This window comes from Algoriphagus sp. TR-M9 (assembly GCF_027594545.1).
Taxonomy (GTDB): Bacteria; Bacteroidota; Bacteroidia; order Cytophagales; family Cyclobacteriaceae; genus Algoriphagus; species Algoriphagus halophytocola.
Genome location: NZ_CP115160.1, coordinates 40,965 through 67,674, shown reverse-complemented (window position 1 = coordinate 67,674; position 26,710 = coordinate 40,965). Strand labels below are relative to the sequence as shown.

Genomic DNA, 26,710 nt, shown 5'->3' with positions numbered 1-26,710 from the left:
TATGAAAATAGTCCTTCATAGCTTGAGTTTGAAAGCAGAAGTGTTTTCAAATGTACAGGAGCTATTCAATCATTTAACTCAGCATCAATTTGAGATTTTTGCCACTGTGCAGTTTGATCAGCAGCTGAAGATAGCCGGGAACAGCTCGTTTAATTATCGGGTACTGGAAAGACCAGAAGACATGGCTGCTATGGATTTTATGATTTCCATAGGAGGAGATGGGACACTGTTAGACTCAGTCTGCCTGGTGGGAGCATTGGAGATTCCCATATTAGGTCTTAATACAGGAAGATTGGGTTTTTTGGCAACAGTGGCTTCAGAAAAAATAGCAGAGGCCATACACAACCTTGCTACGGAAAACTATCAGATCGAAAGCAGAAGCCTGATTTCCCTGCAAAGCTCCAAAAAGCTTTTCAACGGACTCAATTTTGGACTGAATGAATTCACTATCCACAAGCGAGACACCTCGTCCATGATTACGGTACATACCTATATAGACGGCAAATACCTCAACTCCTATTGGGCGGATGGCCTGATCGTAGCCACACCTACGGGGTCCACCGGCTACTCACTCAGTTGTGGTGGTCCGTTAATTTCTCCAGAGGCCAAAAACCTGGTAATAACTCCAGTTAGCCCCCACAATCTGAATGTAAGACCGATTATAGTTTCGGACGAAAGTGAGATCAGTTTTGAAATAGAAGGTCGGGCAGAGAAATTCTTAATATCTTTGGACTCTCGATCCACGTCAATCTCCTCAGAAGTCAATCTTAGTGTGAGAAAAGAAAACTTTTCGGCAAAATTGGTAAAGTTGCCTCATTATCATTTCTTTGACACATTAAGACAGAAACTCAATTGGGGATTTGACATGAGAAATTAATCATATGTCCAGAAGACCTGCCCGATTTGAGCTTAACAATTATTAACCCGCTAAATACTCAGATGCGTTTTTTAAACGTTAGGTACTTCATATCTTGCACCGTCTTGAAAATGGTCAATTTTCAGAAAATCAACTACTTACTTGTTATTCTTTTGCTCTTTATCCTGAGTACAGGAGAAATTCAAGCGCAGAAATATGATGTGGGTGGAGGAGTAGGCGTAGCGGCATACTCCGGAGACATTATCAGGAAAATTGACCCGGGCCAGTTGGGCCTTCAAGGCACGTTGTTTGGCAGGAGAAATTTTGACAATGTTTGGGCATTGAGAGTGGGGGGAAGTGCAGGAATGCTTTATGGTGCAGACAGCATAAAACCCATTGACTTTGCAGCGCGAATGCGACATGCAAGGTTTAGGGCAGGTGTTTTAGAGCTTTCTGCAGTGATGGAGTTCAATTTCTTGGATTATCTCACTCAAGGTTCTGAATTTCGGTTTTCACCCTATGCTTTCTTTGGAATTGGCTATACCTTTGTGTTTGCAAAAGGAAATACATTTCAATACAATGTATCTGAACGGTATAACCTAAGCACATTGGTGATTCCGTTTGGAGGGGGGATAAAATATCAACTGGACGAGAGATGGACGCTGGCGGCGGAGTTAGGCTTCAGGCCTACCTTTACTGATTATTTGGATAAGATAGACAGTTCAGAACCATCCATCCCAAGATATCAGGATCCAAATAACCCAGATCAACCCTATGGAATTAACTATGGTAACCCCTATGATAAAGACTGGTATTATTTCTTAGGAGTGACAATCAGCTATACCATTACGACTACGAAATGCTACGCATATTAATTAATCGGGCCTTAGGGCTAATATTTGGAAAAGATATGGCATTTTTGTACCTCCAAAAAAGTAAGGCCTCTCAGACGACTGGAATGAAGGACGAGCATCAAAAAAATATTCCACGGCACATCGCTATCATCATGGACGGCAATGGCCGCTGGGCAATGAAGAAAGGAGCCATGCGGATATTTGGCCATAAACATGCCATCAAAGCCGTAAAAGACGCTATAGAAGGAGCAGATAGTCTAGGAATAGAATTCCTTACACTCTTCTCCTTTTCTACAGAAAACTGGTCCAGACCAAAGGAGGAAGTGGATGCGCTCATGGAGCTATTGGTAAAGACCATTTCTGATGAGGTTCCGCTTCTGATGAAGAAAAATATCCAACTGGAAAGTATAGGAGATATAGACAGCCTTCCTCCTACGGCTTATAAAACTTTGATGGATGTAAAGGAAAGAACAGCTTCCAATACTGGCCTCAAAGTAATCCTAGCGCTCAGCTACAGCGGTCAATGGGAACTTACTCATGCCACCAAACAAATTGCTCAAAAAGTCTCTGAAGGGAAATTGAAAGTGGAAGACATCACCGAAAAGGTCATGTCCGAGCACTTACAAACTGCTGCATACCCTGATCCCGAACTGATGATCAGAACCAGCGGTGAGTATAGACTCAGCAATTTCCTGCTATGGCAATTGGCTTACACAGAAATGTATTTTACACCTGTGCTATGGCCGGATTTTAGAAGAGAGCATCTGTTTGCTGCCATCTCTGACTACCAATCAAGGGAAAGGAGATTCGGAAAAACGGGTGAGCAAGTTAAATCTTAAAGCATTAATGAAAAGAAGTTTACTGATTCTGTTTTGTCTGGTTTGGGCAAGTTCAGCAATGGCGCAGATACGTCTGGGCCAAAGTCGCTATGCCTCAAGCAAGCCAATAGATATTTTGGAGCTCAACTACGCCAAGCCCCAATCCTATAGAATCGCAGAAATCAAAGCGGTAGGGCTCACTACGCTCGACGAAATCGCCATTCTTTCTCTCTCAGGATTAAAAGTGGATGACACCATTGAGGTACCGGGAGATGCCATATCCGAAGCGCTAAAGAAACTTTGGGGACAGGGGATCATAGGAGATGTAAAAATCCTGGTCACCAAAATCGAGGGAAACGACATTTACCTACTTCTCGACCTCACAGAAAGACCTAGATTCTCAAGAGTGGAATTTGCCGGTGTAAATAAAACCCAAGAAAGCGAACTCCGAGACAAGGTGAATATACGGGGCAGAGTGGTCCGCGATGATGTGTTGAATAATGCAAAGCGAAACATAGAAAAATACTATGTGGACAAAGGATTCCTAAACACTGAAGTCAAAATACGCCAGGAAAGGGATACTACCCTGCCAAATTCTGTAAAATTGATTTTTGATGTGACCCAGAACACCAAGGTTAGAATCAATGCCATAGAATTCTATGGAAACAATGAGATCCCGGATTCCAAGCTAAAAGGGAAACTTAAGAAAACGAAGGAGCATGCACGGGTAAGCATATTCAAGGATCTCTATTCTAGAGCTACAGCAGCTTCCGCTGAGGACATCAAAAACACAGTACTTCATACCGACTCAGCCTCTCACGAGGATGCGAAAGAGTACATCAATAAGAATTTCAAGCTTAACTTTTTCAATGGCTCAAAGTATATCCCTAAAGAATACAGAAATGACAAGGACAACTTGATCAGTTTCTACCAAAGCAAGGGGTTCCGGGACGCCAAAATCACGGCTGATTCCATCTACGATTACACCGCAGATAAAATCAATATAGATATCGCGCTGGAAGAAGGACGAAAATACTATTACAGAAACATCACCTTCAATGGTAACTTCATCCACCCAGATCAGGTTTTACAAGCCAAGCTGGGCATACAGAAAGGGGATGTTTATGACAAAGACAGACTAGATAAGAGATTGAACTATGATCCTACCAGAGGAGATGATGTCAGTTCCCTCTATCAGGATGATGGTTATTTATTCTTTAGCATAGATCCTGTGGAAGTGAATGTGGTGGGAGATTCCATTGATCTGGAGATGCGGATTTTCGAAGGTCCTCAAGTGACTGTAAACAGTGTAAATATCAAAGGAAATGAGCGTACCTCTGATCATGTGGTCATGCGTGAAATCCGGATTTTACCTGGTCAGAAATTCAACAGGGCACTCTTGGTACGAACCATCAGAGAACTTTCAACTTTAGGGTACTTTGATCCTGAGACCATCAATCCGGACCTGAGACCAAACTTTGAGGCTGCAACGGTGGACATCACATTTGAGCTGGAAGAGCGGCCAAATGACCAAATCGAACTCTCTGGGGGATGGGGTGGATTTTACGGTTTCGTAGGTACTGTAGGTCTTTCCTTTAATAACTTCTCGATCCGGAATATAGGCGATTTCTCCAAGTGGGATCCACTTCCGGTGGGGGATGGCCAAAAGCTTTCCCTTCGGGTCCAAGCAAACGGACGTTCATTCCAAAACTATTCTGTATCCCTGACAGAACCTTGGTTTGGAGGCAAAAAGCCAAATGCGCTAAGCTTCTCATTCAATCACTCCGTACAACGTCAGGTTGATTTTTATAACCAAGCAAATTTCGGAGACGAATTAGGTTTCTTCAAAATCACAGGGGTGACTTTGGGACTAGCCAAACGGGTAACCTGGCCAGATGACAACTTCCAGTTCAGTAATTCACTGCAGTTTCAGATCTATGAATTTGACCAATATGGAACCTCCTTTGGACTAAGCTATCCTACTGGTGTATCCAACAGTATCACCTGGAATACTACCGTTTCCAGGTATAACTTAGACAATCCTACCTTCCCTAGATTTGGATCCAATGTGACGCTTTCGGCGGCATTTACTCCGCCATATTCCTCGCTGAATAAAAATATCACGGAAGAATCTACAGATCAGGAAAAATACAAGTGGCTGGAATACCACAAGTGGATGTTTGATGCTTCATTCTACACCCCATTATTTGGCTCTACCAAGTTTGTAGCCAGTGCACGAGCACACATGGGCTTCTTGGGATCCTATGGCAAAAAGATAGGGATTATCCCACTGGAAAGATTCGTAATGGGTGGTGACGGAATGACCTTCAATAACTTCGCCTTGGGACAGGAAATCATAGGACTAAGAGGATATGAAAACCAATCCATCACACCGGGTAGAGATAGTAGAGGTACAGCTACTCCGGAGCCTTATGGAGGTGTGGTGTATAACAAATACGTCATGGAGCTAAGGTACCTGGTATCACCCAACCCATCGGCCACCATTTTCTTACTCGGATTTGCAGAAGCGGGTAACAACTGGGGATCCTATGCAGATTTCAATCCTTATGACTTGAAAAAATCTGCGGGTGTTGGTGCCAGGATCTTTATGCCTGCATTCGGATTGCTAGGTGTAGATTGGGGCTATGGTTTTGACAACATCCCTGGAAGCACCCAGCGAAGTGGGTCTCAATTCCACTTTACCATCGGACAGCAAATCCGGTAAGGCCTATGGAAATAGCAAGTGGAATAGTTAATTTATGCAAAAATTGATCTTCTCAGAAGGTAATAAATTTGAGCACTTGTAACTTTCTCTCCATACCCATGAATAAATCGCTGAAAATAGTATTTTTGCTGCTCCTTGCCCTTCAGGCGATGCCTTTGGCAGCACAAAAGATAGGATATATAGATACGGAATACATTCTGAACAAGCATCCAGACTATAAAGTGATCCAAACAGAGCTTGAAAACATCAGCAATGAATGGAAGAAAGAGGCACAAAATTTGGACAAGGAGGTCAAAGAGCTTTATGTCCAGCTGAAAGCAGAAGAAGTACTACTGACAGAGGAAATGTACCAGCAAAGGCTGGAAGAAGCAAAATTGAAAGAAAAGGAATCCCAGGAGTTCTATAGTAGGATTTTCGGTATTGACGGGCAGTATTTTCAAAAACAAGCAGAACTGATGCAGCCACTTCAATCCAAAATCTATGATGCAATAGAGCGGGTAACACGCAGGAATAACCTGGGAATGCTGTTTGATAAAGCCGCAGATCCATCGGCGATTATCTACACAGACCCCAGACATGATTATTCCGAATTTGTCCTGGATGAATTAGGAATCGAAGACAACAATTAAAATAGAAACACAGAAATGAAGAATGTAAAAGTTATCCTTTCCGCAGTAGCATTGCTTTGCGTAGGATTCGCAGCTCAAGCTCAAGAAGTAAAGATTGGTTATACTAACGTAGAATTCATCATGGATTTGATGCCAGAAATGGAGCAGATCGGTGCTGATATCCAAGACTACCAGACTCAGCTTCAGACTACCATGCAATTGAAGGCTGAAGACTTTCAGCGTCAGGTGCAGACTTACCAGCAGGCAGCACAGACTATGACCGAAGAAGCACGTGCGGCAAAAGAGCAGGAATTGACAGAGCTTCGTGACAACCTTCAGAAAATGGAATCGGATAGCCAGATCAGCTATCAGCGAAAACTAGGCGAATTGCTAGAGCCGGTACAGACCAAGGTAATCAATGCGATCAATGCCGTGGCAGCAGAAAATAATTACACCCACATTTTCGCTGAAACTGCAGGTCAAGCACCAGTTTTACTTTACACCAAGGAGGAAGATAAGTTCACTGAATTGGTATTGGCTAAGCTAGGTCTTGAAATGCCTACTGCCCCGGCAGCACCAGCTGGAAATTAATGAACCAACACAACAAAGGGGCCGCTAAATCGATATCGAGTTAGCGGCTTTTTTTGTTTTTTTTAACCGCAAACTACACAGAGGTTTGCGCAGAGAGAATGAAGGTTAATTGTTAAAGGTTTAAGGTTTCGTAGTTTCCGCAGGGGATTTTACCAATTAACGGATTTACTTTTAACATTACTAGAAGAGTCATGCCCAAGCGAAACCCAAAAGATATCATCAATAAGAGTCAGGATGCGGTCCTTGTAGATTTCTATGCAGACTGGTGTGGCCCCTGTCAGACTATGGATCCCATCATTGCTGAGGTATTGGATGAATTGGGAGGAAAAATAAAACTGCTGAAAATCAATGTAGACAAGCATCCACAGCTTGCACAGCAGTTTGCAATCCGCTCTATCCCAAACTATATACTGTTTAAAAAGGGAAAAATCCTTTGGAGAAAAGGCGGACTGATCACGAAGCGGGATTTAGAGAAAGCTTTGAAAGGATTTGCGTAAGCGATCATTTCATTACTGCTGCTTTTGGAACAGCTGATCAACTTCAAGCATAAAAAAAGCCCCCATTTGGGAGCTTTTCATTTTTATACAAAGAACTTTAACCGAATCACTTCCTGCTCTGTAAGGAATCTATAATGGCCACGTTTTAGGTCTTTCTTATCCAAACCGGCATATACTACACGATCCAGTGCAGTTACTTCATAGCCCAGATGCGCAAAGATCCTTCTAACAATGCGATTTCTACCGATATGGATTTCCAATCCTAATATCTTACGGTCTGCAGACAAAACCTGCATATCGTCAACCTCCGCCAGTCCATCTTCCAGTTCCAAACCTTCGTTGATCGCCTCTTCATCATTTTTGGTCAGGGGTTTATCCAAAGTCACCTGATAGATTTTCTTGATTTCATTCGAAGGATGGGAAAGTTTAGCAGCAAGTTCTCCATCATTGGTAAATAGGAGCAGCCCCGTGGTATTTCTGTCCAAGCGCCCAATCGGGAAAATTCTTTCCTCACAGGCATTGCCAACCAGGTTCATAACTGTCTTGCGATCCATAGGATCATCTGTAGTGGTGATAAAGTCTTTCGGCTTATTCAGCAATACATAAACTGGCTTTTCAGGATTGATTCTCTTGCCTTGATACACTACACGATCTGTCCTCTTCACCTGCATACCCAGTTCAGTACAGACTTTCCCATTGACAGTTACTAGCCCTTGTGAAATCAAGGTATCTGCCTCCCTACGGCTGCATATTCCCGAGTTGGCGATATACTTGTTCAGACGGATGAGTTTTTCCTCGCTGTTTAACCTGGCTTTCTTCTGAGGAAGAGCGTCAAAGTTGTAATCAGGTCTTTCCACATTGGCATCCTGATCTACAAAGCGCTTTTTCCCAAAACCTCTGGTCTCTCTTTTATCCGATTTGTAAGTAGGTTTCCCAGCTGCAAATACAGGTTTTTGATCCTTACCTCTACCCTTGTACACCAAACCTGTCGGCTTATCGAGCGAGGCATTCTCGTCCTTTTTGAAGTCCTTTTTGAATGGCTTTGGACTTTCTCCTCTTTCCTTTTGATTAAAAAATTGCTTCTTGCCAGCTTTGAATTTATTACTCTCTACTGAGTTGGATTCATCATCTTTCTTGTTACCAAAAGTAGTTTTCGAACCAAACTTCTTTTCCCCTATGGTCTTGGGTCCTTCCTTTCTTAAGCGGGATTTTTTCTGAAAATCAGCAAAATCATCATCTTGACGATCATAGGATTTCTTCCCTCTAGTACCTTTACCAAAGTCTTTGCCCTTGGATCTTTTGAAATCTTCTGATTTCCCTTTGTATCCTCCCTTATCAAACGATGTGGAAGAGTCTACTTCTTTCTTTCCTTCACCGAAAAACGGCTTTTTTGGATTGTTCTTTCTCATGGAATTGCAGCATCACTGCTGGATTGATTTTACATAAAATAAGCAATTGGTTTTCAAATGCTTAATGGGCTGCAAAGGTACGTCCCTTTTGGAGAATTCTACTTATCCTTTTCTAAATATTTAGAATTATCCCTTTTGCCTATAATAGTACTCCGTGGCATTGCGCACCGAACCCTCAGACAGCAGTAACTTCCTGGCTGAGTCCTCATCCAATCCGGTAGCCTCCATTATCATTTCGGTACCACGTTTTACCAGCTTGGCATTTGAGAGCTGCATATCTACCATCTTATTTCCTTTCACCCTTCCTAGCTTGATCATTACTGAAGTGGAGATCATATTCAACACAAGCTTTTGGGCTGTTCCAGCTTTCATTCTGGTACTGCCGGTTACAAACTCAGGCCCTACCACTGCTTCTATCGCATGATCGACTTCCAAGGAGAGTGGCGAATCCGGATTACAGGTGATGCTTCCGGTTAGCAATCCATTGGATTTGGCGATCTTGACGCCTCCAATGACATAAGGAGTAGTCCCAGATGCCGCAATCCCAATTACCGTGTCCTGTTCATTAAATCCATAAGCTAAAATATCTTTCCAAGCTTGCTGATAGTCATCTTCGGCATTCTCTACTGCTTTGCGTATAGCGGTATCACCTCCGGCGATTATGCCTAGAACCCAATCGAAGGGAACCCCATAAGTAGGCGGGCACTCGGAAGCATCCAAAATCCCCAATCGCCCACTGGTACCAGCTCCTATATAAATTAAGCGGCCTCCTTGTTGCATCCTGGGAACAATGGCTTCTACGAGAGCAGCAATAGTGGGAATCACTTTTTCAACGGCTAAAGCCACTTTTTGATCCTCCTTATTGATATTCTGGAGTAGATCAAAAACTTCCATCTGATCCAAATTATCGTAGTGAGAGGCACTTTCAGTTACTTTCATTTGTCTATAATTTGTGTTTTCTCTATCCTTTAGCCTATCCCCATGTAACTTGAAGAATCAAACTATCAAGTACCTATCTGTCTTCAGGCTGGTGAATCCTAGTCTTTTCGGGCGGTGACTACCAAGTGATAAGCTAAATTAGGCAGGGTTTCATAGCATTTTTTGGTGATAAAGGGTAAGACCAGCAATAGGACTTTCCAAAATCAACTGCACATGAATGCCCACATCAGTGGCAGCCTTACGAAGAATATCCCCATTATAATGGGCTATGGAACCTACAAAACTCACTGGTTTATTTTTATAGTCTTCATACTTCATCACATATTGTGACAAGAAATCCTGAAATGAATCATAGAAGAGTCTATAGCAGTATGGGTTTGATTTACGTTCGGTGATAAATTTACAAAAGCTCGCCATATACCGATTAGGATATGGTTTTTGATAGACCTGCTCTTGAATCTTGACTGCAGTCAGGTCAAACTGATCCACCAGTCCCTTCTTTATTTCGGCGGGCATTTGATCAAAAATAAAATCCTTCAACAGCTTTCTACCCACATAAGCTCCACCACCCTCATCTCCAAAAATATAACCTGGAGCAGGACGTGTAGCTATGATTTTTTTTCCGTCATAATCACAGCTATTCGAGCCTGTTCCCAATATACAGGCAATACCAGCGGAATGTCCACAGGTAGACTTGGCCGCAGCAGCCAAATCATGATCTACCTGGATTTCAGCCATAGGATACAGCGAACGGATAGCCTTGGCTACTTCCTCCTGCCTACTGGGTGCAGAACAGCCAGCACCGTAGAAATAAACCTCACGGATTTCTCCCTGCAGGCCGAGTAAAAACTCATCACGCATATGACTACCAATCTCCTCAGAAGACTGATAATATGGATTAAAGCCAATCCCCCTATGCTGAGAAATCTTCCCGTCAGAATGAATCACTCTCCAGTCCGTTTTACTGGATCCACTATCTGCTATTACTATCATTTATGCTAATTGGCCTATGGCCTGAAATTTCTCAAATACTTTTTCGGTATGAGGTGCCTCTGGCAATTCTTCTGTCAGATCCTGTCCTGCCCAATGCTCGTAATGCATCCCCTTTTTCCATAACCTAGAGGCCGTCACATCATAGATCACCCCTTTATACGCCACCCATACCTCAGGTTTATCTTGTCCATTTCTCAGGGCAAGTTGTTGTTTGGTATACCTTTGCATCAGAGTAGTTTGATTTGCGCATTGATCCAACGCTCCGGAATCTCGCCCTTTTGTGCCATCTGATAGTCAGCATAGCTGCATGGCACGGTGGTTACTCTGTCAAATTTCTCGGTTTCATTATGTGGTATTTCCATCCACCACTTCCCACTTCTCTTACTCTTGTAGAAGACCAGCAAATTTGGTTTGGCATCCAGAGATACTGTGTATTTAATATAATCACTACTCTTGAAAGAAAGACTATCTTTTCTGGAATAGAAGCCTTCCAGGAAATACCAAATCATTACTGCGACCACTTTTGCTGTCTTATTGGCGGCATCGTCGAAGTAAGGCTCATAGCCATATATACCTATTGAACTTAATTTTTCATTAGTCCCGGCAAACCAGCAGATCTGGCAAGCTTCCTCTCCTGTCAGCCCAAATGGCTGGGCGTCTACTGCTCCCGGTGCATCTGCGGACTGTATGGCTGACAAGTCAAAACTCATCAAATCGGCATTCCGAATCAAGGGTTCTACCTCCTTAAATTCCTTTCTGAGCTCACCTAAACGTACATGCTCAAAATAAAGCTTTTCGATCACATTCACTAAGGAAGGATCAACCAGAAAACTCTGATAAGCAAGATGGGATGATGAGAAAAGGAAATTTGGCTGATGAAGTATGATTTCCTGGGTATGCTGATCCGCCATTGGACCATCTTCTTCCATATCCAATTTGGCATCAACGGTCAGCATATTCACCAGTTTTTTCATCTTTTCGTAAGACAAATACTGCCCATAGTCCAGGTCATGCGAGCCCCCAAAGTAAACAGGAAGGATTTGCTGCTTCATCAGATACTCTCCCACTTCCTGCATGGCATGATAAGTATCCGACAGCTTCTCACCCGAAATCAAATCTCCCAGGTCAGCTACGCGATATGAACCCATTCCTTTTTTCAGTTCATAGAGTTTCTCTCTGATTTCGCTGCTTCCACGGTCCGCACTTTCTACTCTACGCAAACCTCGATTTTCGCGGATTCCTACCAAAGCGATCTGTACGCCTTTGAGGTCCGGAAATTCTTCTCCATAAAAATGGATCTGCTTGAAAAAGGAATTATTTGGGTACTTCTTCTGCCACAGGTATTCTGCCACAGGTTCAAAAAAGGATTGGATATTCATAAAGGGTGATTGTCTTAGGTAAAAATAAACAAAATTGCCTCTTAAATAAAAAATCCCGCCGAAGCGGGATCCTTTGTTTTATGATTAACCTCCGAAATCATCGAATCGGATATTTTCCTGTGGAATTCCTAGATCATCCAGCAATTTCAATACTGCTGAGTTCATCAATGGAGGTCCACAAAGGTAGTATTCTACTTCATCTGGCTCAGGGTGATCCTTGAGATAATTATCATAAAGAACCTGGTGGATAAAGCCTACATAGCCATCACCTTCTTTATCATCCAGTGATTTTTTGATTTTCCAATTATCCTCTGGAAGTGGTTCTGAAAGTCCGATGTTAAACTGGAAGTTCGGGAAATTCTCTTCAATTTCTCTGAAGTGAGGTACGTAGAACAATTCCTTCTTTGATCTACCACCGTACCAATAAGAAACTTTTCTGCTCGTTTTCTCCGTATGGAAAAGGTGGAAAATCTGTGCTCTCAATGGAGCCATACCTGCACCACCGCCGATATAGACCATCTCACGCTGGGTAGGGTTGATATGGAACTCGCCATAAGGACCTGAAATGGTCACTTTGTCACCTGGCTTACGGGAGAATACATAAGAAGAACAAACACCAGGATTCACATCCATCCATTTGTTATTAGCTCTGTCCCATGGAGGAGTAGCGATACGGATGGTAAGCATCACGATATTACCTTCAGCCGGGTGATTGGCCATGGAGTATGCACGGAACAACTCCTCGTCATTTTTCATCACCAGGTCCCAAAGACCAAACTTATCCCAATCGCTCTGATAGACATCCTCTGGGTGACCAAGCTCTGGGTGCGGAGTGATATCCATATCCTTGAAGTTCACTGTAACCACAGGAACGTCAATCTGAATATATCCCCCTGCTTCGAATTCCAAAGTCTCGCCTTCAGGCAGTTTTACTTTGAACTCCTTAATGAAAGTAGAAACGTTATAGTTGGAAATAACTTCGCAATCCCACTTTTTGATACCGAAGATTTCTTCCGGAACCCGGATCTTCATATCATTCTTTACTTTCACCTGACATGCTAGTCGGACATTCTCCTGCTGCTCAGCTCTGCTAAGATGCCCTACTTCAGTAGGTAGAACTTCTCCACCACCTTCTTCGACTACGCACTTACACATGGCACAGGTTCCACCGCCACCACATGCTGATGGCAAGAAGATTTTCTGATTACCAAGCGTAGAAAGCAGGGTAGTACCAGCAGAGGTCACGATAGGTGAACTGTCGTCTCCATTGATCACAATGTTGACAGGTCCTGATGCTACCAGCTTAGACTGGGCAAAAAGGAGGATAAAAACCAGTAGCAAAATGATTACCGTAAATGCTACAATGGATGTGATAATTACTGAACCCATGAAATTTTGGTTTAATTTTTCTTATGGATTGACTCCCGATATGGGAGCACAAATATATTTATTAATCACTAAAGCAGGTCAATTACTCCAGCAAATTTGCCCTGAATAATCAAAACCTTCCAGTAGTATAATAATTAATTGTTTAAAAGGTTTAGCAAAGTGGTCAATCGGTTTTTCAATTGACGTCTGTCAATAATAAAATCCAAGAATCCATGCTCCAATACAAATTCAGAACTTTGAAATCCCTTTGGCAGATCTTTACCAATGGTCTCACGGATCACACGTGGTCCTGCAAACCCTATCAAGGCTTCCGGCTCTGCGATATTGAAGTCACCCAGCATTGCATAGGAAGCCGTCACTCCCCCGGTAGTAGGATCAGTAAGCATGGAGATGTATGGTATCCGTGCTTGATCTAACATCGCAAGCTTGGCAGATGTTTTCGCCATTTGCATTAGTGAAAACCCAGCTTCCATCATTCTCGCCCCGCCAGACTTTGAAATCATCAGAAACGGGATTTTGTTTTTCAGAGAGTGATCTATTGCTCTGGCGATTTTTTCGCCCACTACCGAACCCATGGATCCACCGATGAAATTGAAGTCCATACAAGCAACTACGATATCCAGTCCGTTCATTTTACCCACGGCTGAGCGCACTGCATCATTGAGATCGGTCTTCTTGATGGTCGCCTCTATGCGGGCCACATAGGGTTTGGTGTCGGTAAATTTCAAAGGATCACCAGAGGTCATATTGGCATCCAGCTCTTTGAATTTATTATTGTCAAAAAGAATCTCGAAGTATTCTTTCGAACCGATTTTCACATGAAAATCATCATCAGGGCATACAAATGAATTGTTTTTGAGCTCTCTGGTATGGATGATATTTCCATTTGGAGTTTTAAACCAAAGGCCATCAGGAGCATCCTTTTTCTCCGCTGTGGAGGTTTTAATGCCTTTGTCAGTTCTTTTAAACCAAGCCATATTGAGTTTTTAGGTTGTTTTTTGACGAGTCAAAGGTTACAAATTTATGCCATAAATCCGGTAAATAAAATCAGCAATTAAATAGCTTCTGTTTTAGTTTTGTTTGAGATTCTTTAAAACGCCTTTTCCCGCTGTTAATAATTACCTTATTTTGAGAATATATCCTGTTTTAGATATTTAATTCGAAAAAAGCCCAAATTCCCAAATATCTCATGATGAACCTTTCCGTTCTTTTAGTTTTTTCCGCAATAATCCTTTTCAGTGCATACAAAATCTATGGGAAATTTGTGTACAAAAAATTCGGGCTAAATGATAATAATCCGGCTCCCTCGCATACTTTGAGAGATGGGGTAGATTACGAACCCAGCAAACCCATCGTGGTTTTAGGACATCATTTTGCTTCCATTGCCGGAGCTGGACCAATCGTAGGGCCGATCATCGCGGTGACCTTTGGTTGGATTCCAGCGGTGATCTGGATTTTGGTGGGAGGAATCTTCTTTGGCGCAGTGCATGACCTGGGCAGTATGGCCACAAGCCTGAAAACTGAAGGCAAATCAATTGGTGTTATCATTCGAAATCAAATCGGTAGCAAGGGCAAGCAACTCTTCGTCATTTTCAGTTTTTCTACTTTGATACTTGTCATCGGCGTTTTTGCTGATATTATCGCAAAGACTTTTGTCACTAATCCCGGTGTTGCTTCAGCATCTATTCTTTTTATTTTATTGGCTATTGGTTTCGGAATAGTCAATAAAATCGTTGGAGATCGGAAATCCGCATTTATTATCATTACGATAATAGGTGTGGTCCTGATGTATTTCTTCGTCTATCTGGGAATGCTAGTGCCGATAGTTCTAGAGTATAATACTTGGGTGCTTATTCTATTGGGGTATGCCTTTATTGCTTCGGTAACTCCTGTGAGCATGCTACTACAGCCAAGGGATTATTTAAACAGCTTTCTGCTCTATGGAATGATCATCGCGGCGGTTCTCGGAGTTTTTATTGCCAATCCGGAGATACAAATGAGCAATGAAATCCACTTTACAGATGAAAATTTAGGGTTTATCTTCCCGGTACTTTTTGTGACCATAGCCTGCGGAGCGATTAGCGGATTTCATTCCCTAGTTGCCTCTGGCACCACATCCAAGCAACTGGACAGGGAGTCTGACGCCAAGGTAGTAGGCTTTGGAGGTATGCTAATCGAATCATTTCTAGCCATCATTTCTGTAGGTGCAGTAGTGGTTTTGACTAGGACAGATTATGCAGCACAGCTAAGCAGTACCGGACCTGTGGCCCTTTTTTCCAACGGACTGGGAGGAATGATCGCCTCGCTGGGAATTTCTGAGCAATTTGCCATAGGATTTGTTGCGCTGACAGTTTCTGCTTTCGCGCTTACCACATTGGATACTTGTACCCGATTGGCTCGATTTACTTTGCAGGAATACTTTGAGGATGTACCTCAGGCAGCAGGTCAGTTTTTGGCGACAAACCGATACGTTTCTACAGGGATCGTAATTTTATTTTCCATTTTACTATTACTCTCCGGTGAATTCACTACACTTTGGCCCATCTTCGGCTCAGCAAATCAACTTCTGGCTGCATTAGCCTTATTGACCATCGCTGTGTGGCTGATTAAGAAAAAAGTGAATGCCTTATTTGTCACCATCCCCATGTTTTTCATGTTCACTGTGACGTTGGCCTCTTTGGGATTATTTGCCTGGAAAAACTTCAAAGACGAAGTCTATGTGCTTTCAATTATTGCGGCCTTGCTCTTCATTTTAGCTATTTCTCTGATGGTTTTGGCTACCAAAAGCTTAAAAAAAGAAGTCAAAGAGCCCGCAAAGGCTCTTTGACATTAATATAACAACTTCAAATATTTAATCTGGATACCTAGTTGTATTTGGCCTGAAGGTTCTCCAGCTGTGCCAAAATTCCTGGTAGGCCTGGATTCGCTCCAGATCAGGATAGGATGGATTTAGAGATGCTCCGGTAAATGAGTAATTCTTTCCCTTACCCGATATTAGCGTGTCTCTTTCCAATGAGAAAGTATCAGATGATTCTCTCCTGAAAGCAACAAAACTTTGAGAATCATCTGATAGTATAAGGACGATAGATTCATTCCCGATCTGGTCATGAATAAGTCTTTCGGCTACTAACGCATTCCAATCGTACGCTTTGGACTCACCATCCACAGTGACGCCCACCACCCAGGATTTTTCATCCCAAGAGAATGGGCTTGTTCCCGTCAGCTCACTTTCACTTTCCCCAACTTCATATTTCCCCAAAGAATCATATTCCGTGAGAAAATCAGGATCGGCTTCCATGATCAAACCATCGGGATATGCATTGAAGAATCCATGAACGCTCATTTGGAGGGCTTCCAGTTCTTTTAGTTGATGTCCTTTCAACGGTCCTGCGATAGCTTCACCAGTAGCTTGCTGCCACCAGCTTCCTGTTCCTGCATCTTCGAACATGGCGTTGAAGTAATCCATCCCCACTAATCGGAAGGTTGCTTCATTTCCATCTATAAGAGGTGAAAACACTCTTCCCGTCCTACACACGCTACAATAAGTAACCATCACTGGATCACCTCCAACATAGTCTCTCACTTGATGATGATACACTAAATACCGAACCGGATATGCTTTGGTTTCTTGCCTATTACTTGTCACGACGACCAGCATACTATCACTCCCTGTGAATTGCCCCTTGCTTTGAAAGTTTAAATTCTGAGGTTCCTTAAACATCGCATCTGCAGACATTTTGAAGTTCAGCATCCAGACAAATCCCACTACTATTACTAGACAGGTGATGGGTAGCCATTTCCGGGTAACAGCAAATGCGGGCATTAACCCCACAACAGCTATTATTATAAGTGAACATCGGAAAAACCATCGACTTTGATGAAGTAAATAGGCAAATTCCAGCGAAGCCCACTGTTGACTTCCAGGCATCGGCATGATGAAGTAAACCTTCAAAAACTCAAATAGTAGCAATCCGAAAATTCCAAGGTAAAATAATACCTTCATGATTTTATAGGTTTGCGATATGGGCTACAAATAACCTAGGAGTTTGACTAAATCAATTTTTATCTATTCAATCGACCTTTAATCCTCGTAAAGCACAAGAAAACCGAGCCCTTATCTGGATGAAAATTAGTTAAATGGACTTGCTATTTTCTTAGGAATTCTCCAAGCCAAGGTGAAATTGATCAGGTAATCTGCAAAAGCTGCATCTCCATGGACAATATCATCTGGTGTAGAATTTTCTATATCAGTCACACTTTGAGTTCTATTTCTCCACAAAGCAATGGGCACATTCAAAGTCCCGGTAAGGTTTCCTAGCATATAGCTCACCCCAGGCTCTACCGAAATAATGTAGCCGGGACGCCTGAAGCCCTCACTCCCACCTATGGCATCTCGGACAGGAATACCTTCAATTCTCCCACCTAGGGACAGTCCTAAGCCATGGATTTTCTCGAAAGCATGGAAAACACCGGTTCTCAAGGCATATTGATCCGGTACACTCATGATGGATTCATTCTCCCTTCGTCTATTGGTGGCAGTACCATTGGTTTCTTTGGGATTAAACATATAAAATCCATCATAGTACCAGAAGTTCGTCCCGCCGATGTTCCAAAGTCCTTGGAAATCCACAATTAGCCCTGTGCCTCCGTCACCAAGCTGGATGGATTGATCTACTGTCATCTCGGTGGGCGTACTCTCCTCTCCTCTATAGAAGGTGCTAGTCGCGGCATAATCACCGGTAGGGAATTTGATTCCTAGCCCTATAGCAGTATTCCCTTTCTTGGCCTTTTCCCCAGAGAGCAACCAATAGCCGGCACCAATCCTCATGTCGCCAAAGCCTTTGGAATAGGTGGTATGGCGATCCGTTCTGTTATGCTCATAGAGCGAACTCCGCTCATTGTACTGAAAAGGAAGCGAGACTATGCCGTAAAGGCGCTCACTAAAGGCATAGCTGATGTTGATATCCAGGCCATGCTGATAGTTAATCACTTCAGTCCCGTCTTCGATGCGGTTAGGCTCTTCATGGGTGCCCCTGAAGTGGCGAAAGGATTTGAAATACCGATAGTTTGCCGAGATATTCCATTCTCCTTTGTTGAGGATATTTCCTTGGCCAACAGCATTTCCCAAACCGGAAAACTGTCTGATGGCTACGCATCCTTGTGCATTTGCATTAATTTCCAGCAAAAGCAAAGCAGCTATTGCAAATAGGAATTGGGTATATTTTTTCATTTGTTTATTGTCTTTTTGTTAGTTATCAGCACCATCTTGCTTAGCAACATCAATGGTATACTGCGCTACATTAATTCCCTGAGTGGTGCCAACAGTAGCATCAAAAGTCCAATGGATTCCACCGTAAACTCGGGATATGGCAGCTTCTTCTGCCCATTCCATAAAGATTGAACCTTCCTGAGGAAATAGATAGGTCAATGTCTCAGCTGCAGCTGCCGAAAACACGGAATGTCCAGAAGTGTAGCTTGGGAAATTGGGGGTTCCTGCAATGGTCTCAAAACCTTCGATTAATTGAATGGGTCTTGGGTAGTAGTAATAGTACTTTGCATCCCAGCAACTAATTCCTCCATCCATTATCGCCATATTCATGTAAGCAAAAGCCCTCGCTGTGCGAATGGAATTAAATTTATATTTCAGGATAAACTCACCTGCGATATCATTCCAATGCCCAGGTGGTGTGTAAGTTCCTAGGCCATCTTGCCAGAAATTCGCAATTCTTCGGTACTCCTCAGTCATATTATCTGCATAATTCTTCAGGATTTTGATATCCGCTTCGAATGCTTCAGATCCAGGAGCCGGAGGAACCTCTGGCCTAGTTGCTTCGACATAAGGAACGCTCCACATTTTCACTTGTCCAAATAAAGGAGTCAACCCAACAGGACGTTTTGGGCTTTCCAGATTTTCCCATTGCCAACCGAATCTATCAAAAGCTGCTTGTCTCAGTGAATCAGAAACAGCTTTGGGCGACTGGGCATACTTCATTCCATCGTTAGAAGCACGAGTCAATGCTATACTGCCAATCTCTTCTCCGATCTTCATACCTGCTTCTAGGTCACTCTGCACATTCTCCCCCGACAAAATCAAACTTTCGAGGTGCTTTTCTTCAAGTGAAGCCAAGTACTCTGCTTCCAGAGGAAACATCGCCGTGAGCACTTTTCGAGAAACAGTAGCCAATACTGCACCCTCGGATGGATAAGAAGGCAAGCCATTATCCACGTAAGCATGGGGAATAGTAGCATCCACCTGATAGGGGGCTTTCCGGTTAAATTGAAACTTGTGATGCCAGGCTGAGATCAATCCGTCAAATTGCGCCACAGACAGGTATGCCAAAGCCCTGCTGGCATAGGGTGGATGGGAGAAAGGAAAAGGTGGTGGTCCTGCCGGGTTATTTGGGTCCGGAAGTGTATAGGACTCATCTACATTGGGACCAGGAATCAAGTTGTACTTCGCTATCAACGCCAATGCTACTTCATTCCATCGGAGGACAGCATTATTCGTCCAAAATTCCAAATTCTCCTTTTGGGATTCAGTCATGGAGGAGATTAGTGACTTAGCCTGTTCTATTTCCTCTAAATATTCTGGGGAATCTTCAGAACTGGGAGCTGGGATTTCAAGCTCACTCCCATGAGAAATCAGAATAGGTTTCCAATCTCCGGCATCTTCATCTATGCCTGAAAACTCATAACTTTCATATCTCAATTCAGTATTTAGATCTTTGTTACAACTAGCCATGACTAGAAACACAAAGAGTATAGATAGTAGTTGAATTTTTTTCATGCTTTTAGTTTTTTGGGTTAAACAGGCCAAACTGATAGGTAACTCCCCCGCTAATTGAGGACATTTCAGGTGCATTCCGTCCGTGAACCACCCTACTGTAAGCGGCTACTAAGCCTAATCCCTTCACAGATTTGAAAAAATACTGCGCAAACGCTCCCACACGATCCATATCTACCCTATTGGTGGGCTGAGGAGCATTGTAAGCGCGAATGTCATCTCCAGAGGTAGAGCGAGAAGAATTAAAGCTTACCTCTACTCTCAAGGATTTATCCATAAACCATTTGCCCACTACCGCTTCGTATGTCCAGGCGCTAGGTACATCCATCCAAGAGGTATAATAGCTTCCATCGTTATAGTAATATTCCCGTTCAGCCTGAGTAAAGCCTTTCCAGATGTAGCCTCCCTGACCTCTGGCATACCATCCACTATTCCATTCGTATTCTACCACTCCTCTCCATGCCAGCTGGGGAGCACCAATACCTATACTGTAAGGCTGATAGTCTGAAAGGTAATTGGATACAGGCGTAGAGAATAAAACTGAGCCGAATACAGTCAGCTCGCCCTTTTCCCCTCTTTTGCGAAGCGCTTCATATTTCAATCCAAGGGATAAATCCTGAATACCAGAAGCCCCAGCAAACTTTCCCCCATTTGGCGTGGTGGAATTGGTACTTACATACGGCAAACCTATATATGCGTCAAGCCTATTGGTAATACCATAAGCTGCCATGGCAAGAGCAGTTCTTCGCAGAACTTTTGCGATAGTTCCATTTTTGCGGAGGGTCTCTCCCTCCCAATAGTGATCAAATTGTCCATATTCATAATTGACAAGAATACACAGATCACCTTTTGGCATCATCAACCCATCAGTGGGTGTTTGAGCCATAGCTATATAGGACGTCACTAATCCTCCTACCAGGAGAACCAGCGTCCTTAAAGTAATTTTCATTTGTTTAAACTTTTTTTCGATGGTTAACCCGAATCCCTGGGGAATCTAGCATAACTGATAATCATACCAGTGCTTGACTTTTTAGTCATGTCTGTCTGCTTCAGCAAGGCTCGAATTCATCGGGTTAGTTATTGATTCTAAGTAATAAAAGCCCATGTCGCACAAGCTTAACCCAAGTGCGAATAGAGTACACTCCTAGCGCTTCACCAGCTCAACGCGGTGATCAACTAGCAGAAAATAAAAAAGAGAATCACGAAAACTGTGGAGGAGGGGATATTAGACCAAGTTCAGGATCTAAGTATAAGTTGTCCAGCCAGCTATTTGAATTGGATATTGGCTGGCTGATGAATGGTTCAAAGAGAAACTTTTTGGGCTGCATGTAGTCCTTCACAAAGAATTTGACCACAGTACTTCCCTTATTTTCTGTAGGGTTTTCTTCATCAGTCAAAGTAGAGATCCATTTTTGCACGGTATTTTTCAACACTTTACGCTCCACGTCTGGCACCACTATCAACTGTAGGGTGTCATTTTGATAGCGTTGCTTTATCGCTCTATAGGATTGCCCATCTTTTTCAAAGGGGGTATTAGTGATCTGAAATTCCTCTTGATTTGCCATATATGGCATGGAAAGCGGGATTTTCATCAACTGTTCAGCTTGTTCATTGAACTCTCCGCTGTAGACTTGAGATTCCCACTGCTGCTCCAGTACATGCTCATAAGAAAAATAGAATGCGTAATAGCCAAAGTGATACATGGCAAAGCAAACTAAAAGCAATATGGCACTGGATTTTTTCAATAGATTAATTTTGGGCTATCAAATAATTGCATTTTTATGCTTAATGCCAAAATTTATACCCTTTTTCTATCAATACTAAGCTATTATTTTTCCAGGAGACTACTGATCAAAATTTTATTACTGATCACATTATAGTCAAATCTTGTCTAAAAAATGTATAATTAAAGCTCAAAGCACGCTTAAAAGGTAAATCAAAACAAGAGTAAGGACACAGCCAAGCCCATAGAATTTGATCACTTTGAGCCGGTTCATCCTATCCAAAAACCAAAGCACATAAACTGGCTTCACCAAGCCTGCCAATAAGCTGATCAGGGAGAAGACAAAACCAATTTTCAATAAAAGTAAAACTGCCTGCAACATGGGTTAAAACTAGAAAAGGAACAGCAATGCTGTTCCTTTTCTATATAAATATCTAAGCGAAAATTATTTTTTGCGCTTAATCTCTCTCATCTCGTATCCTTCGATGGTATCCTCAATTTGGATATCGTTGAAGTTCTTGATGGAGATACCACATTCATAACCAGCTTTCACTTCAGCTACATCATCTTTGAATCGCTTCAACTGATCGATCTCACCTTCGTGGATTACGATACCGTCTCGGATTACGCGGATTTTGTTCTTTCTGGTGATATATCCATCTGTCACATACGACCCGGCAACAGTACCTACTTTAGTGATTTTGAATACCTCACGGACTTGAATATTACCAGTGATTACTTCCTCGAATTCCGGCTCAAGCATACCTTCGATCGCATCCTTGATCTGGTTGATCGCATCGTAGATGATCGAGTAATGTCTAATCTCAATTTCTTCCTGCTCAGCCAGTTTTTTAGCATTGGAGGAAGGTCTTACCTGGAAGCCTAGGATAATAGCATCTGATGCTGATGCAAGCAATACGTCTGATTCAGAAATCTGACCCACTCCCTTATGGATAATGCTGACACTCACTTCGTCCTTAGACAACTTCAGCAAGGAATCCGAAAGTGCTTCCACGGATCCATCCACATCACCTTTGATAATAATATTGAGTTCCTTAAATGAACCGATTGCCAAACGACGACCGATTTCATCCAGTGTAATATGCTTCTTGGTTCTTAAGCTTTGCTCTCTTTGGATCTGCTCTCTGGAGTTGGCAATATCTCTGGCTTCGCGCTCGGTGTCGTACACCTTAATGATATCACCCGCCTGAGGTGCGCCACTGAGACCCAACACTTGTACAGGTGTAGAAGGGCCAGCTTCTTTCAGCTTTTTACCTTTGTGGTCAAACATGGCCTTGACACGACCGTGATGCTGACCAGCAAGGATAATATCTCCGATTTTCAAAGTACCTGCCTGTACCATAATGGTGGAGACATATCCACGTCCCTTGTCCAGTGATGCTTCGATCACCGTACCCATTGCGTTTTTATTTGGATTTGCTTTGAGTTCTAGTACCTCTGATTCCAAAAGCACTTTCTCCAGCAAATCATCCACACCATCACCTGTTTTAGCAGAAATATCCTGGGATTGGTATTTACCACCCCATTCTTCAACCAATAGGTTCATATTGGCCAGCTCTTCCTTGATTTTGTTAGGATTAGCATTAGGTCTATCTATCTTATTGATCGCAAAGATCATAGGTACGCCTGCTACTTGGGCGTGATTGATAGCTTCCTTGGTCTGTGGCATGATGCTGTCATCTGCGGCAATCACGATGATGGCCACGTCAGTAATTTTGGCACCTCGGGCACGCATGGCTGTAAATGCTTCGTGACCAGGTGTATCCAGGAAGGCGATTTTGTGACCAGTTTTAGTCATTACATCATATGCTCCGATGTGCTGCGTGATTCCACCTGCCTCATCTGCTGTGACCTTGGACATCCGAATGTAATCGAGCAAGGAAGTCTTACCGTGATCTACGTGTCCCATGATGGTCACAATAGGCGCACGTTCTATCAGTTCTTCCGGTGAATCTACTTCTTCCACTTCCTCCTCGTCTTCGATAGACTTGGTGAATTCTACTTCGTAACCAAACTCATCTGCGATAATAGTGATGGCTTCTGCATCTAATCTCTGATTGATCGAGACAAACATGCCCAAGGACATACAAGCCGATATAATCTGGTTCACAGACACATCCATCAAAGCCGCAAGGTCATTGGCAGAGATAAACTCGGTCACTTTCAAGATTTTTGTTTCTTCAGTTTCCTGATCTACATCTCTTTCCCGTTCTGCTTTTTTATCTCTTCTGCTTTTACCTTTACCTCCGGAGCTTTTGCCCTGAAGCCTAGCAAGAGTCTGTTTGATTTGATCTTGGATTTCCTTTTGGGTAGGCTCAGCTTTCTGAGTTCTGTTTCCACCACCTTTTTGGTTTCCACGACCTCCCTGATTACCCCTGTTTCCAGGTCCTCCCGGTCCTCTATTGGAGCCGCCTTTATCTATTCTCTTACGAGGTCTTTTCTTATCTCTTCCTCTTTCGTCGGAGGATGCTACAGGGCCGCCTTTTTTCTTAGGCCTGTCTGTAGGCAACTCAATTTTACCTAAAACAGTCAACCCTTTGAGGGAATCTGCTTTGGCAGAAATCACCTGATCTGCTGGCTTTGGAGCTTGGGTTTCTGGGTTCGGATTAGGGGCTTCCTCTTTTTTAGGAGCAGCTGGTGCTGCTGGTTTTGGAGCCTGTGGTGCAGGAGTTTCCTTTTTAGGGGCTTTTACTTCTTGCTTTCTAGGCTCGGCCGGCTTTTGTCCCTTGTTTCCGGATTTTCCGGATTTATGTTTTTGTTTCGGGTTATGCGTTTGTTGCTTACTCAGATCGATTTTACCCAATACTTTGATTCCCTCCAGTTTTGGAGATTCGGCGGCAATTTTATCCGGGTTTTCCTGAGGTGGATCCGTTGGTTCCGGAGTAGGTTTTGGAGCCTGAGGTGCAGGCTCGGGTGTAGGCTCGGCTTTTGGCGGAGCTACAGGAGTAGGTTTAGGCTCAGGAGCAGGCGCTGGCTTTGGCTCTTCTTGAGCTTTAGGAGCGGGCTCTGGAGCAGGAGCAGGCTTTGGCTCCTCTTTTGGAGTTTCCGGCTCTATTGATATTGGCTCATGCCGCTTCCCTATCGAGAGGTGCGAAGCCTCTTCCTTATCAAGGGCAGAAGATTTGAATTCCTTGTTCAACAGCTCCACCTGCTCCATGTTGATTTTGGAATTCGGATTATTCTCCACCTCATAGCCTTTTTTAGCAAGAGACTCTACAATGGTTGCCGTTCCCACGTTGAGTTTCCTGGCTATTTGGCCTAAACGCATCATTTTTTCTTCTGACATAAGCAAAAACTTCTTTCGAAATCTTAAATAATTAGGGTATTGACCGGGGTTTTTCTCCCGGTTTATTGATCAAATTCTTGTCTCAAAATCCTGAAAATCTCATCCACAGTCTCTTCTTCAAGTTCTGTCCTGCGAGTAAGGTCTTCTTTGGATAGGCTCAATACGCTTTTGGCTGTATCCAAACCTGTTTTTTTCAATTCGTCGATGATCCAAGCGTCGATTTCATCGACAAACTCCATCAAATCGACATCTTCTTCTTCGTATTCGTTCAACTCACGGAATACGTCTATTTCAAATCCTACCAATCTACTGGCAAGCTTGATATTATATCCTCCCTTGCCTATAGCAAGTGAAACCTGGTCTGGCTTCAGGAATACGGATATTCTCTTCGTCTCTTCATTTACTGTGATAGAGGAAACTTTTGCCGGACTCAATGCTCTGGTCACGTAAAGATCCAGGTTTTCAGTGTAATTAATTACATCAATGTTTTCATTTTGCAATTCTCTTACCACTGCATGGATTCTAGAACCTTTCATGCCCACGCAGGCTCCTACCGGATCTATCCGATCATCATAGGACTCCACAGCTACTTTTGCTCGTTCTCCTGGCTCTCTGACAATCTTGATGATAGTAATCAGTCCGTCGTAGACTTCCGGAACTTCGTTTTCAAACAAACGCTCCAGGAATACCGGTGAGGTTCTTGAAAGTATGATTTTCGGGTTGCCATTGGACATGTCCACCCGGTGAACAATCGCTTTCACTGAATCTCCCTTTCTAAATCTATCTTTGGGAATCTGCTCTCCTTTTGGAAGGATCAGCTCATTGCCTTCGCCATCCATCAGCAGGATTTCTCTACCCAGTATCTGGTACACTTCAGCACTGATGATCTCACCTACCAGCTCCTCATACTTATTATAAAGGAGATCCTTTTCCAAATCTTTGATTCTTTGGATCAGGGTCTGTCGAGCCATTTGTACCGCTCTTCTACCGAAAGCCTCTAGCTCGATCTTTTCGTAAACTTCTTCGCCCACTTCAAAATCCGGCTCGATCTTACGCGCTTCGGTAAAACTAATCTTATCCAAATCCCAAATATCCTCTGAGTTATCGTCAACAATCTCACGAATACGGAATATCTCCAAATCGCCCTGATCAGCGTTGATAGTCACATCGAAGTTTTCATCTGTTTCAAACTTCTTGCGAATCATCGCCCTGAATACATCTTCCAGGATACGGATCATCGTAGGTCGATCCACATTTTTAGATCTCGCAAACTCAGCGAAGGATTCTATTAAGACTTTGGCATCCATTTGATTTATTTAAAAGATACTTGTACAATTGATTTCTTCATCTCTTCGAAAGCATAAGACAACTCCTCTTCAGAAGCTTTTTTGCCTTTCTCTTTCTTCTTTTTCACTAGCAATTTCACGCCAGTCTCAGTCACTTCCAGTAATCTGCCTTTCACCTCAGTACCATCTGTCAAGGTTACTTTCAGCTCACGATCGATGTTTTTCTGAAACTGCCTTCTACTACTCAAAGGGTAATCCACTCCGGGAGAAGAAACCTCCAGCACATAAGCATCAGGCATAATTTCCTTAGCCTCTAGCTCCTCAGATACAGCTCTGCTCAACTTGGCACAAGCCTGTATGGTCACTCCCTGATCGGCATCAACCAGAATATTTAGCTGGGTTTTGCCTGCTTTTTCAGACAAAGCCACCTCCACAATGAAATGCGTCTCATCCGGCAGATGCTTCTCCACAATCTCTTCTACCACTTGCTTCAATCCTGTCATAGTATGCATAATGAAAGAGGGGACCATATGGTGTCCCCTCCAGAAACTT

General features: G+C 43.1%; 24 protein-coding genes. 8 read left to right on the top strand and 16 right to left on the bottom strand.

Annotation, left to right across the window (positions count from 1 at the left end; genetic code table 11):
- The first annotated feature begins 1 nt into the window (after position 1).
- From PBT90_RS00310 to trxA, 7 genes are all read left to right on the top strand, one after another.
- Positions 2-877, top strand: coding sequence for an NAD kinase (locus PBT90_RS00310; RefSeq protein WP_264808365.1), 876 nt, complete (start codon positions 2-4; stop codon positions 875-877).
- A 110-nt stretch (positions 878-987) separates the two neighbouring features.
- Entirely contained in the window at positions 988-1,731 is a 744-nt protein-coding gene (porG, locus tag PBT90_RS00305) for a type IX secretion system protein PorG (protein WP_320055339.1), read from the top strand.
- Between the two features lie 35 nt (positions 1,732-1,766).
- Complete coding sequence (locus PBT90_RS00300) at positions 1,767-2,549, top strand: isoprenyl transferase (RefSeq protein WP_264808363.1); 783 nt, start codon at positions 1,767-1,769, stop codon at positions 2,547-2,549.
- Positions 2,550-2,556: 7 nt separating this feature from the next.
- Positions 2,557-5,253 carry a BamA/OMP85 family outer membrane protein gene (locus PBT90_RS00295; protein WP_264808362.1) on the top strand — a complete coding sequence of 899 codons (2,697 nt, stop codon included), beginning with the start codon at positions 2,557-2,559 and terminating at the stop codon, positions 5,251-5,253.
- A 98-nt stretch (positions 5,254-5,351) separates the two neighbouring features.
- Positions 5,352-5,882 carry an OmpH family outer membrane protein gene (locus PBT90_RS00290; RefSeq protein WP_264808361.1) on the top strand — a complete coding sequence of 177 codons (531 nt, stop codon included), beginning with the start codon at positions 5,352-5,354 and terminating at the stop codon, positions 5,880-5,882.
- 15 nt (positions 5,883-5,897) lie between these two features.
- Entirely contained in the window at positions 5,898-6,452 is a 555-nt protein-coding gene (locus PBT90_RS00285; protein ID WP_264808360.1) for an OmpH family outer membrane protein, read from the top strand.
- 155 nt (positions 6,453-6,607) lie between these two features.
- Entirely contained in the window at positions 6,608-6,949 is a 342-nt protein-coding gene (gene trxA, locus PBT90_RS00280) for a thioredoxin (protein ID WP_264811495.1), read from the top strand.
- Between the two features lie 83 nt (positions 6,950-7,032).
- On the opposite strand, the gene PBT90_RS00275 is transcribed toward trxA, so the two are convergent.
- From PBT90_RS00275 to accD, 7 genes are all read right to left on the bottom strand, one after another.
- On the bottom strand, positions 7,033-8,358 hold the full coding sequence (locus tag PBT90_RS00275; RefSeq protein ID WP_264808359.1) for a pseudouridine synthase: 1,326 nt from the start codon (positions 8,356-8,358) through the stop codon (positions 7,033-7,035).
- A gap of 126 nt (positions 8,359-8,484) precedes the next feature.
- Complete coding sequence (gene murQ / locus PBT90_RS00270) at positions 8,485-9,297, bottom strand: N-acetylmuramic acid 6-phosphate etherase (protein WP_270131012.1); 813 nt, start codon at positions 9,295-9,297, stop codon at positions 8,485-8,487.
- A gap of 150 nt (positions 9,298-9,447) precedes the next feature.
- Entirely contained in the window at positions 9,448-10,290 is an 843-nt protein-coding gene (locus PBT90_RS00265; RefSeq protein ID WP_264808357.1) for an N-acetylglucosamine kinase, read from the bottom strand.
- Positions 10,291-10,518, bottom strand: a complete 228-nt coding sequence (locus tag PBT90_RS00260; RefSeq protein ID WP_264808356.1) for a cytochrome b5 domain-containing protein — start codon at positions 10,516-10,518, stop codon at positions 10,291-10,293. It lies immediately after the preceding gene.
- Positions 10,518-11,669 carry a formimidoylglutamase gene (locus PBT90_RS00255; RefSeq protein ID WP_264808355.1) on the bottom strand — a complete coding sequence of 384 codons (1,152 nt, stop codon included), beginning with the start codon at positions 11,667-11,669 and terminating at the stop codon, positions 10,518-10,520. The genes PBT90_RS00260 and PBT90_RS00255 overlap by 1 nt, the downstream gene beginning before the upstream one ends.
- Positions 11,670-11,753: 84 nt before the next feature.
- Positions 11,754-13,058, bottom strand: coding sequence for an NADH:ubiquinone reductase (Na(+)-transporting) subunit F (nqrF, locus tag PBT90_RS00250; RefSeq protein ID WP_264808354.1), 1,305 nt, complete (start codon positions 13,056-13,058; stop codon positions 11,754-11,756).
- A 134-nt stretch (positions 13,059-13,192) separates the two neighbouring features.
- A complete protein-coding gene (gene accD / locus PBT90_RS00245; RefSeq protein WP_264808353.1) occupies positions 13,193-14,035 on the bottom strand; it encodes an acetyl-CoA carboxylase, carboxyltransferase subunit beta in 843 nt (280 codons plus the stop codon).
- Positions 14,036-14,250: 215 nt separating this feature from the next.
- Between accD and PBT90_RS00240 the strand changes: the two genes are divergently transcribed.
- Positions 14,251-15,885: a carbon starvation CstA family protein gene (locus tag PBT90_RS00240; RefSeq protein ID WP_264811494.1), complete on the top strand. Its 1,635-nt coding sequence runs from the start codon at positions 14,251-14,253 to the stop codon at positions 15,883-15,885.
- 24 nt (positions 15,886-15,909) lie between these two features.
- Here PBT90_RS00240 and PBT90_RS00235 read toward each other — a convergent pair whose 3' ends face one another.
- The 9 genes from PBT90_RS00235 to PBT90_RS00195 all read right to left on the bottom strand — a co-directional run bounded on the left by PBT90_RS00235 (position 15,910) and on the right by PBT90_RS00195 (position 26,661).
- Positions 15,910-17,061: a DUF3179 domain-containing protein gene (locus PBT90_RS00235; RefSeq protein ID WP_264808352.1), complete on the bottom strand. Its 1,152-nt coding sequence runs from the start codon at positions 17,059-17,061 to the stop codon at positions 15,910-15,912.
- A gap of 126 nt (positions 17,062-17,187) precedes the next feature.
- Positions 17,188-18,288, bottom strand: coding sequence for a transporter (locus PBT90_RS00230; protein ID WP_270131007.1), 1,101 nt, complete (start codon positions 18,286-18,288; stop codon positions 17,188-17,190).
- A gap of 18 nt (positions 18,289-18,306) precedes the next feature.
- Positions 18,307-19,845: a phosphatase PAP2 family protein gene (locus PBT90_RS00225; protein ID WP_270131005.1), complete on the bottom strand. Its 1,539-nt coding sequence runs from the start codon at positions 19,843-19,845 to the stop codon at positions 18,307-18,309.
- Positions 19,846-19,849: 4 nt separating this feature from the next.
- Entirely contained in the window at positions 19,850-20,791 is a 942-nt protein-coding gene (locus PBT90_RS00220; protein WP_270131003.1) for a transporter family protein, read from the bottom strand.
- A 250-nt stretch (positions 20,792-21,041) separates the two neighbouring features.
- Positions 21,042-21,587, bottom strand: coding sequence for a hypothetical protein (locus tag PBT90_RS00215; protein ID WP_270131001.1), 546 nt, complete (start codon positions 21,585-21,587; stop codon positions 21,042-21,044).
- Between the two features lie 168 nt (positions 21,588-21,755).
- A complete protein-coding gene (locus PBT90_RS00210) occupies positions 21,756-21,947 on the bottom strand; it encodes a hypothetical protein (RefSeq protein WP_270130999.1) in 192 nt (63 codons plus the stop codon).
- 63 nt (positions 21,948-22,010) lie between these two features.
- The gene (infB, locus tag PBT90_RS00205) at positions 22,011-24,872 is read right to left on the bottom strand and encodes a translation initiation factor IF-2 (protein WP_270130997.1); all 2,862 of its coding nucleotides are present in this window, start codon (positions 24,870-24,872) and stop codon (positions 22,011-22,013) included.
- A 62-nt stretch (positions 24,873-24,934) separates the two neighbouring features.
- A complete protein-coding gene (nusA, locus tag PBT90_RS00200) occupies positions 24,935-26,179 on the bottom strand; it encodes a transcription termination factor NusA (protein ID WP_264808345.1) in 1,245 nt (414 codons plus the stop codon).
- 5 nt (positions 26,180-26,184) lie between these two features.
- Positions 26,185-26,661: a ribosome maturation factor RimP gene (locus PBT90_RS00195; RefSeq protein WP_264808344.1), complete on the bottom strand. Its 477-nt coding sequence runs from the start codon at positions 26,659-26,661 to the stop codon at positions 26,185-26,187.
- Between the last annotated feature and the right edge of the window lie 49 nt (positions 26,662-26,710).

What these genes read in the sequence shown, in the direction of transcription:
- PBT90_RS00310 (WP_264808365.1), top strand. Translation starts at nt 2, where the DNA reads ATGAAAATAGTCCTTCATAGCTTGAGTTTGAAAGCAGAAGTGTTTTCA.
- porG (WP_320055339.1), top strand. Translation starts at nt 988, where the DNA reads ATGGTCAATTTTCAGAAAATCAACTACTTACTTGTTATTCTTTTGCTC.
- PBT90_RS00300 (WP_264808363.1), top strand. Translation starts at nt 1,767, where the DNA reads ATGGCATTTTTGTACCTCCAAAAAAGTAAGGCCTCTCAGACGACTGGA.
- PBT90_RS00295 (WP_264808362.1), top strand. Translation starts at nt 2,557, where the DNA reads ATGAAAAGAAGTTTACTGATTCTGTTTTGTCTGGTTTGGGCAAGTTCA.
- PBT90_RS00290 (WP_264808361.1), top strand. Translation starts at nt 5,352, where the DNA reads ATGAATAAATCGCTGAAAATAGTATTTTTGCTGCTCCTTGCCCTTCAG.
- PBT90_RS00285 (WP_264808360.1), top strand. Translation starts at nt 5,898, where the DNA reads ATGAAGAATGTAAAAGTTATCCTTTCCGCAGTAGCATTGCTTTGCGTA.
- PBT90_RS00275 (WP_264808359.1), bottom strand. Translation starts at nt 8,358, where the DNA reads ATGAGAAAGAACAATCCAAAAAAGCCGTTTTTCGGTGAAGGAAAGAAA.
- murQ (WP_270131012.1), bottom strand. Translation starts at nt 9,297, where the DNA reads ATGAAAGTAACTGAAAGTGCCTCTCACTACGATAATTTGGATCAGATG.
- PBT90_RS00265 (WP_264808357.1), bottom strand. Translation starts at nt 10,290, where the DNA reads ATGATAGTAATAGCAGATAGTGGATCCAGTAAAACGGACTGGAGAGTG.
- PBT90_RS00260 (WP_264808356.1), bottom strand. Translation starts at nt 10,518, where the DNA reads ATGCAAAGGTATACCAAACAACAACTTGCCCTGAGAAATGGACAAGAT.
- PBT90_RS00255 (WP_264808355.1), bottom strand. Translation starts at nt 11,669, where the DNA reads ATGAATATCCAATCCTTTTTTGAACCTGTGGCAGAATACCTGTGGCAG.
- nqrF (WP_264808354.1), bottom strand. Translation starts at nt 13,058, where the DNA reads ATGGGTTCAGTAATTATCACATCCATTGTAGCATTTACGGTAATCATT.
- accD (WP_264808353.1), bottom strand. Translation starts at nt 14,035, where the DNA reads ATGGCTTGGTTTAAAAGAACTGACAAAGGCATTAAAACCTCCACAGCG.
- PBT90_RS00240 (WP_264811494.1), top strand. Translation starts at nt 14,251, where the DNA reads ATGAACCTTTCCGTTCTTTTAGTTTTTTCCGCAATAATCCTTTTCAGT.
- PBT90_RS00235 (WP_264808352.1), bottom strand. Translation starts at nt 17,061, where the DNA reads ATGAAGGTATTATTTTACCTTGGAATTTTCGGATTGCTACTATTTGAG.
- PBT90_RS00230 (WP_270131007.1), bottom strand. Translation starts at nt 18,288, where the DNA reads ATGAAAAAATATACCCAATTCCTATTTGCAATAGCTGCTTTGCTTTTG.
- PBT90_RS00225 (WP_270131005.1), bottom strand. Translation starts at nt 19,845, where the DNA reads ATGAAAAAAATTCAACTACTATCTATACTCTTTGTGTTTCTAGTCATG.
- PBT90_RS00220 (WP_270131003.1), bottom strand. Translation starts at nt 20,791, where the DNA reads ATGAAAATTACTTTAAGGACGCTGGTTCTCCTGGTAGGAGGATTAGTG.
- PBT90_RS00210 (WP_270130999.1), bottom strand. Translation starts at nt 21,947, where the DNA reads ATGTTGCAGGCAGTTTTACTTTTATTGAAAATTGGTTTTGTCTTCTCC.
- infB (WP_270130997.1), bottom strand. Translation starts at nt 24,872, where the DNA reads ATGTCAGAAGAAAAAATGATGCGTTTAGGCCAAATAGCCAGGAAACTC.
- nusA (WP_264808345.1), bottom strand. Translation starts at nt 26,179, where the DNA reads ATGGATGCCAAAGTCTTAATAGAATCCTTCGCTGAGTTTGCGAGATCT.
- PBT90_RS00195 (WP_264808344.1), bottom strand. Translation starts at nt 26,661, where the DNA reads ATGACAGGATTGAAGCAAGTGGTAGAAGAGATTGTGGAGAAGCATCTG.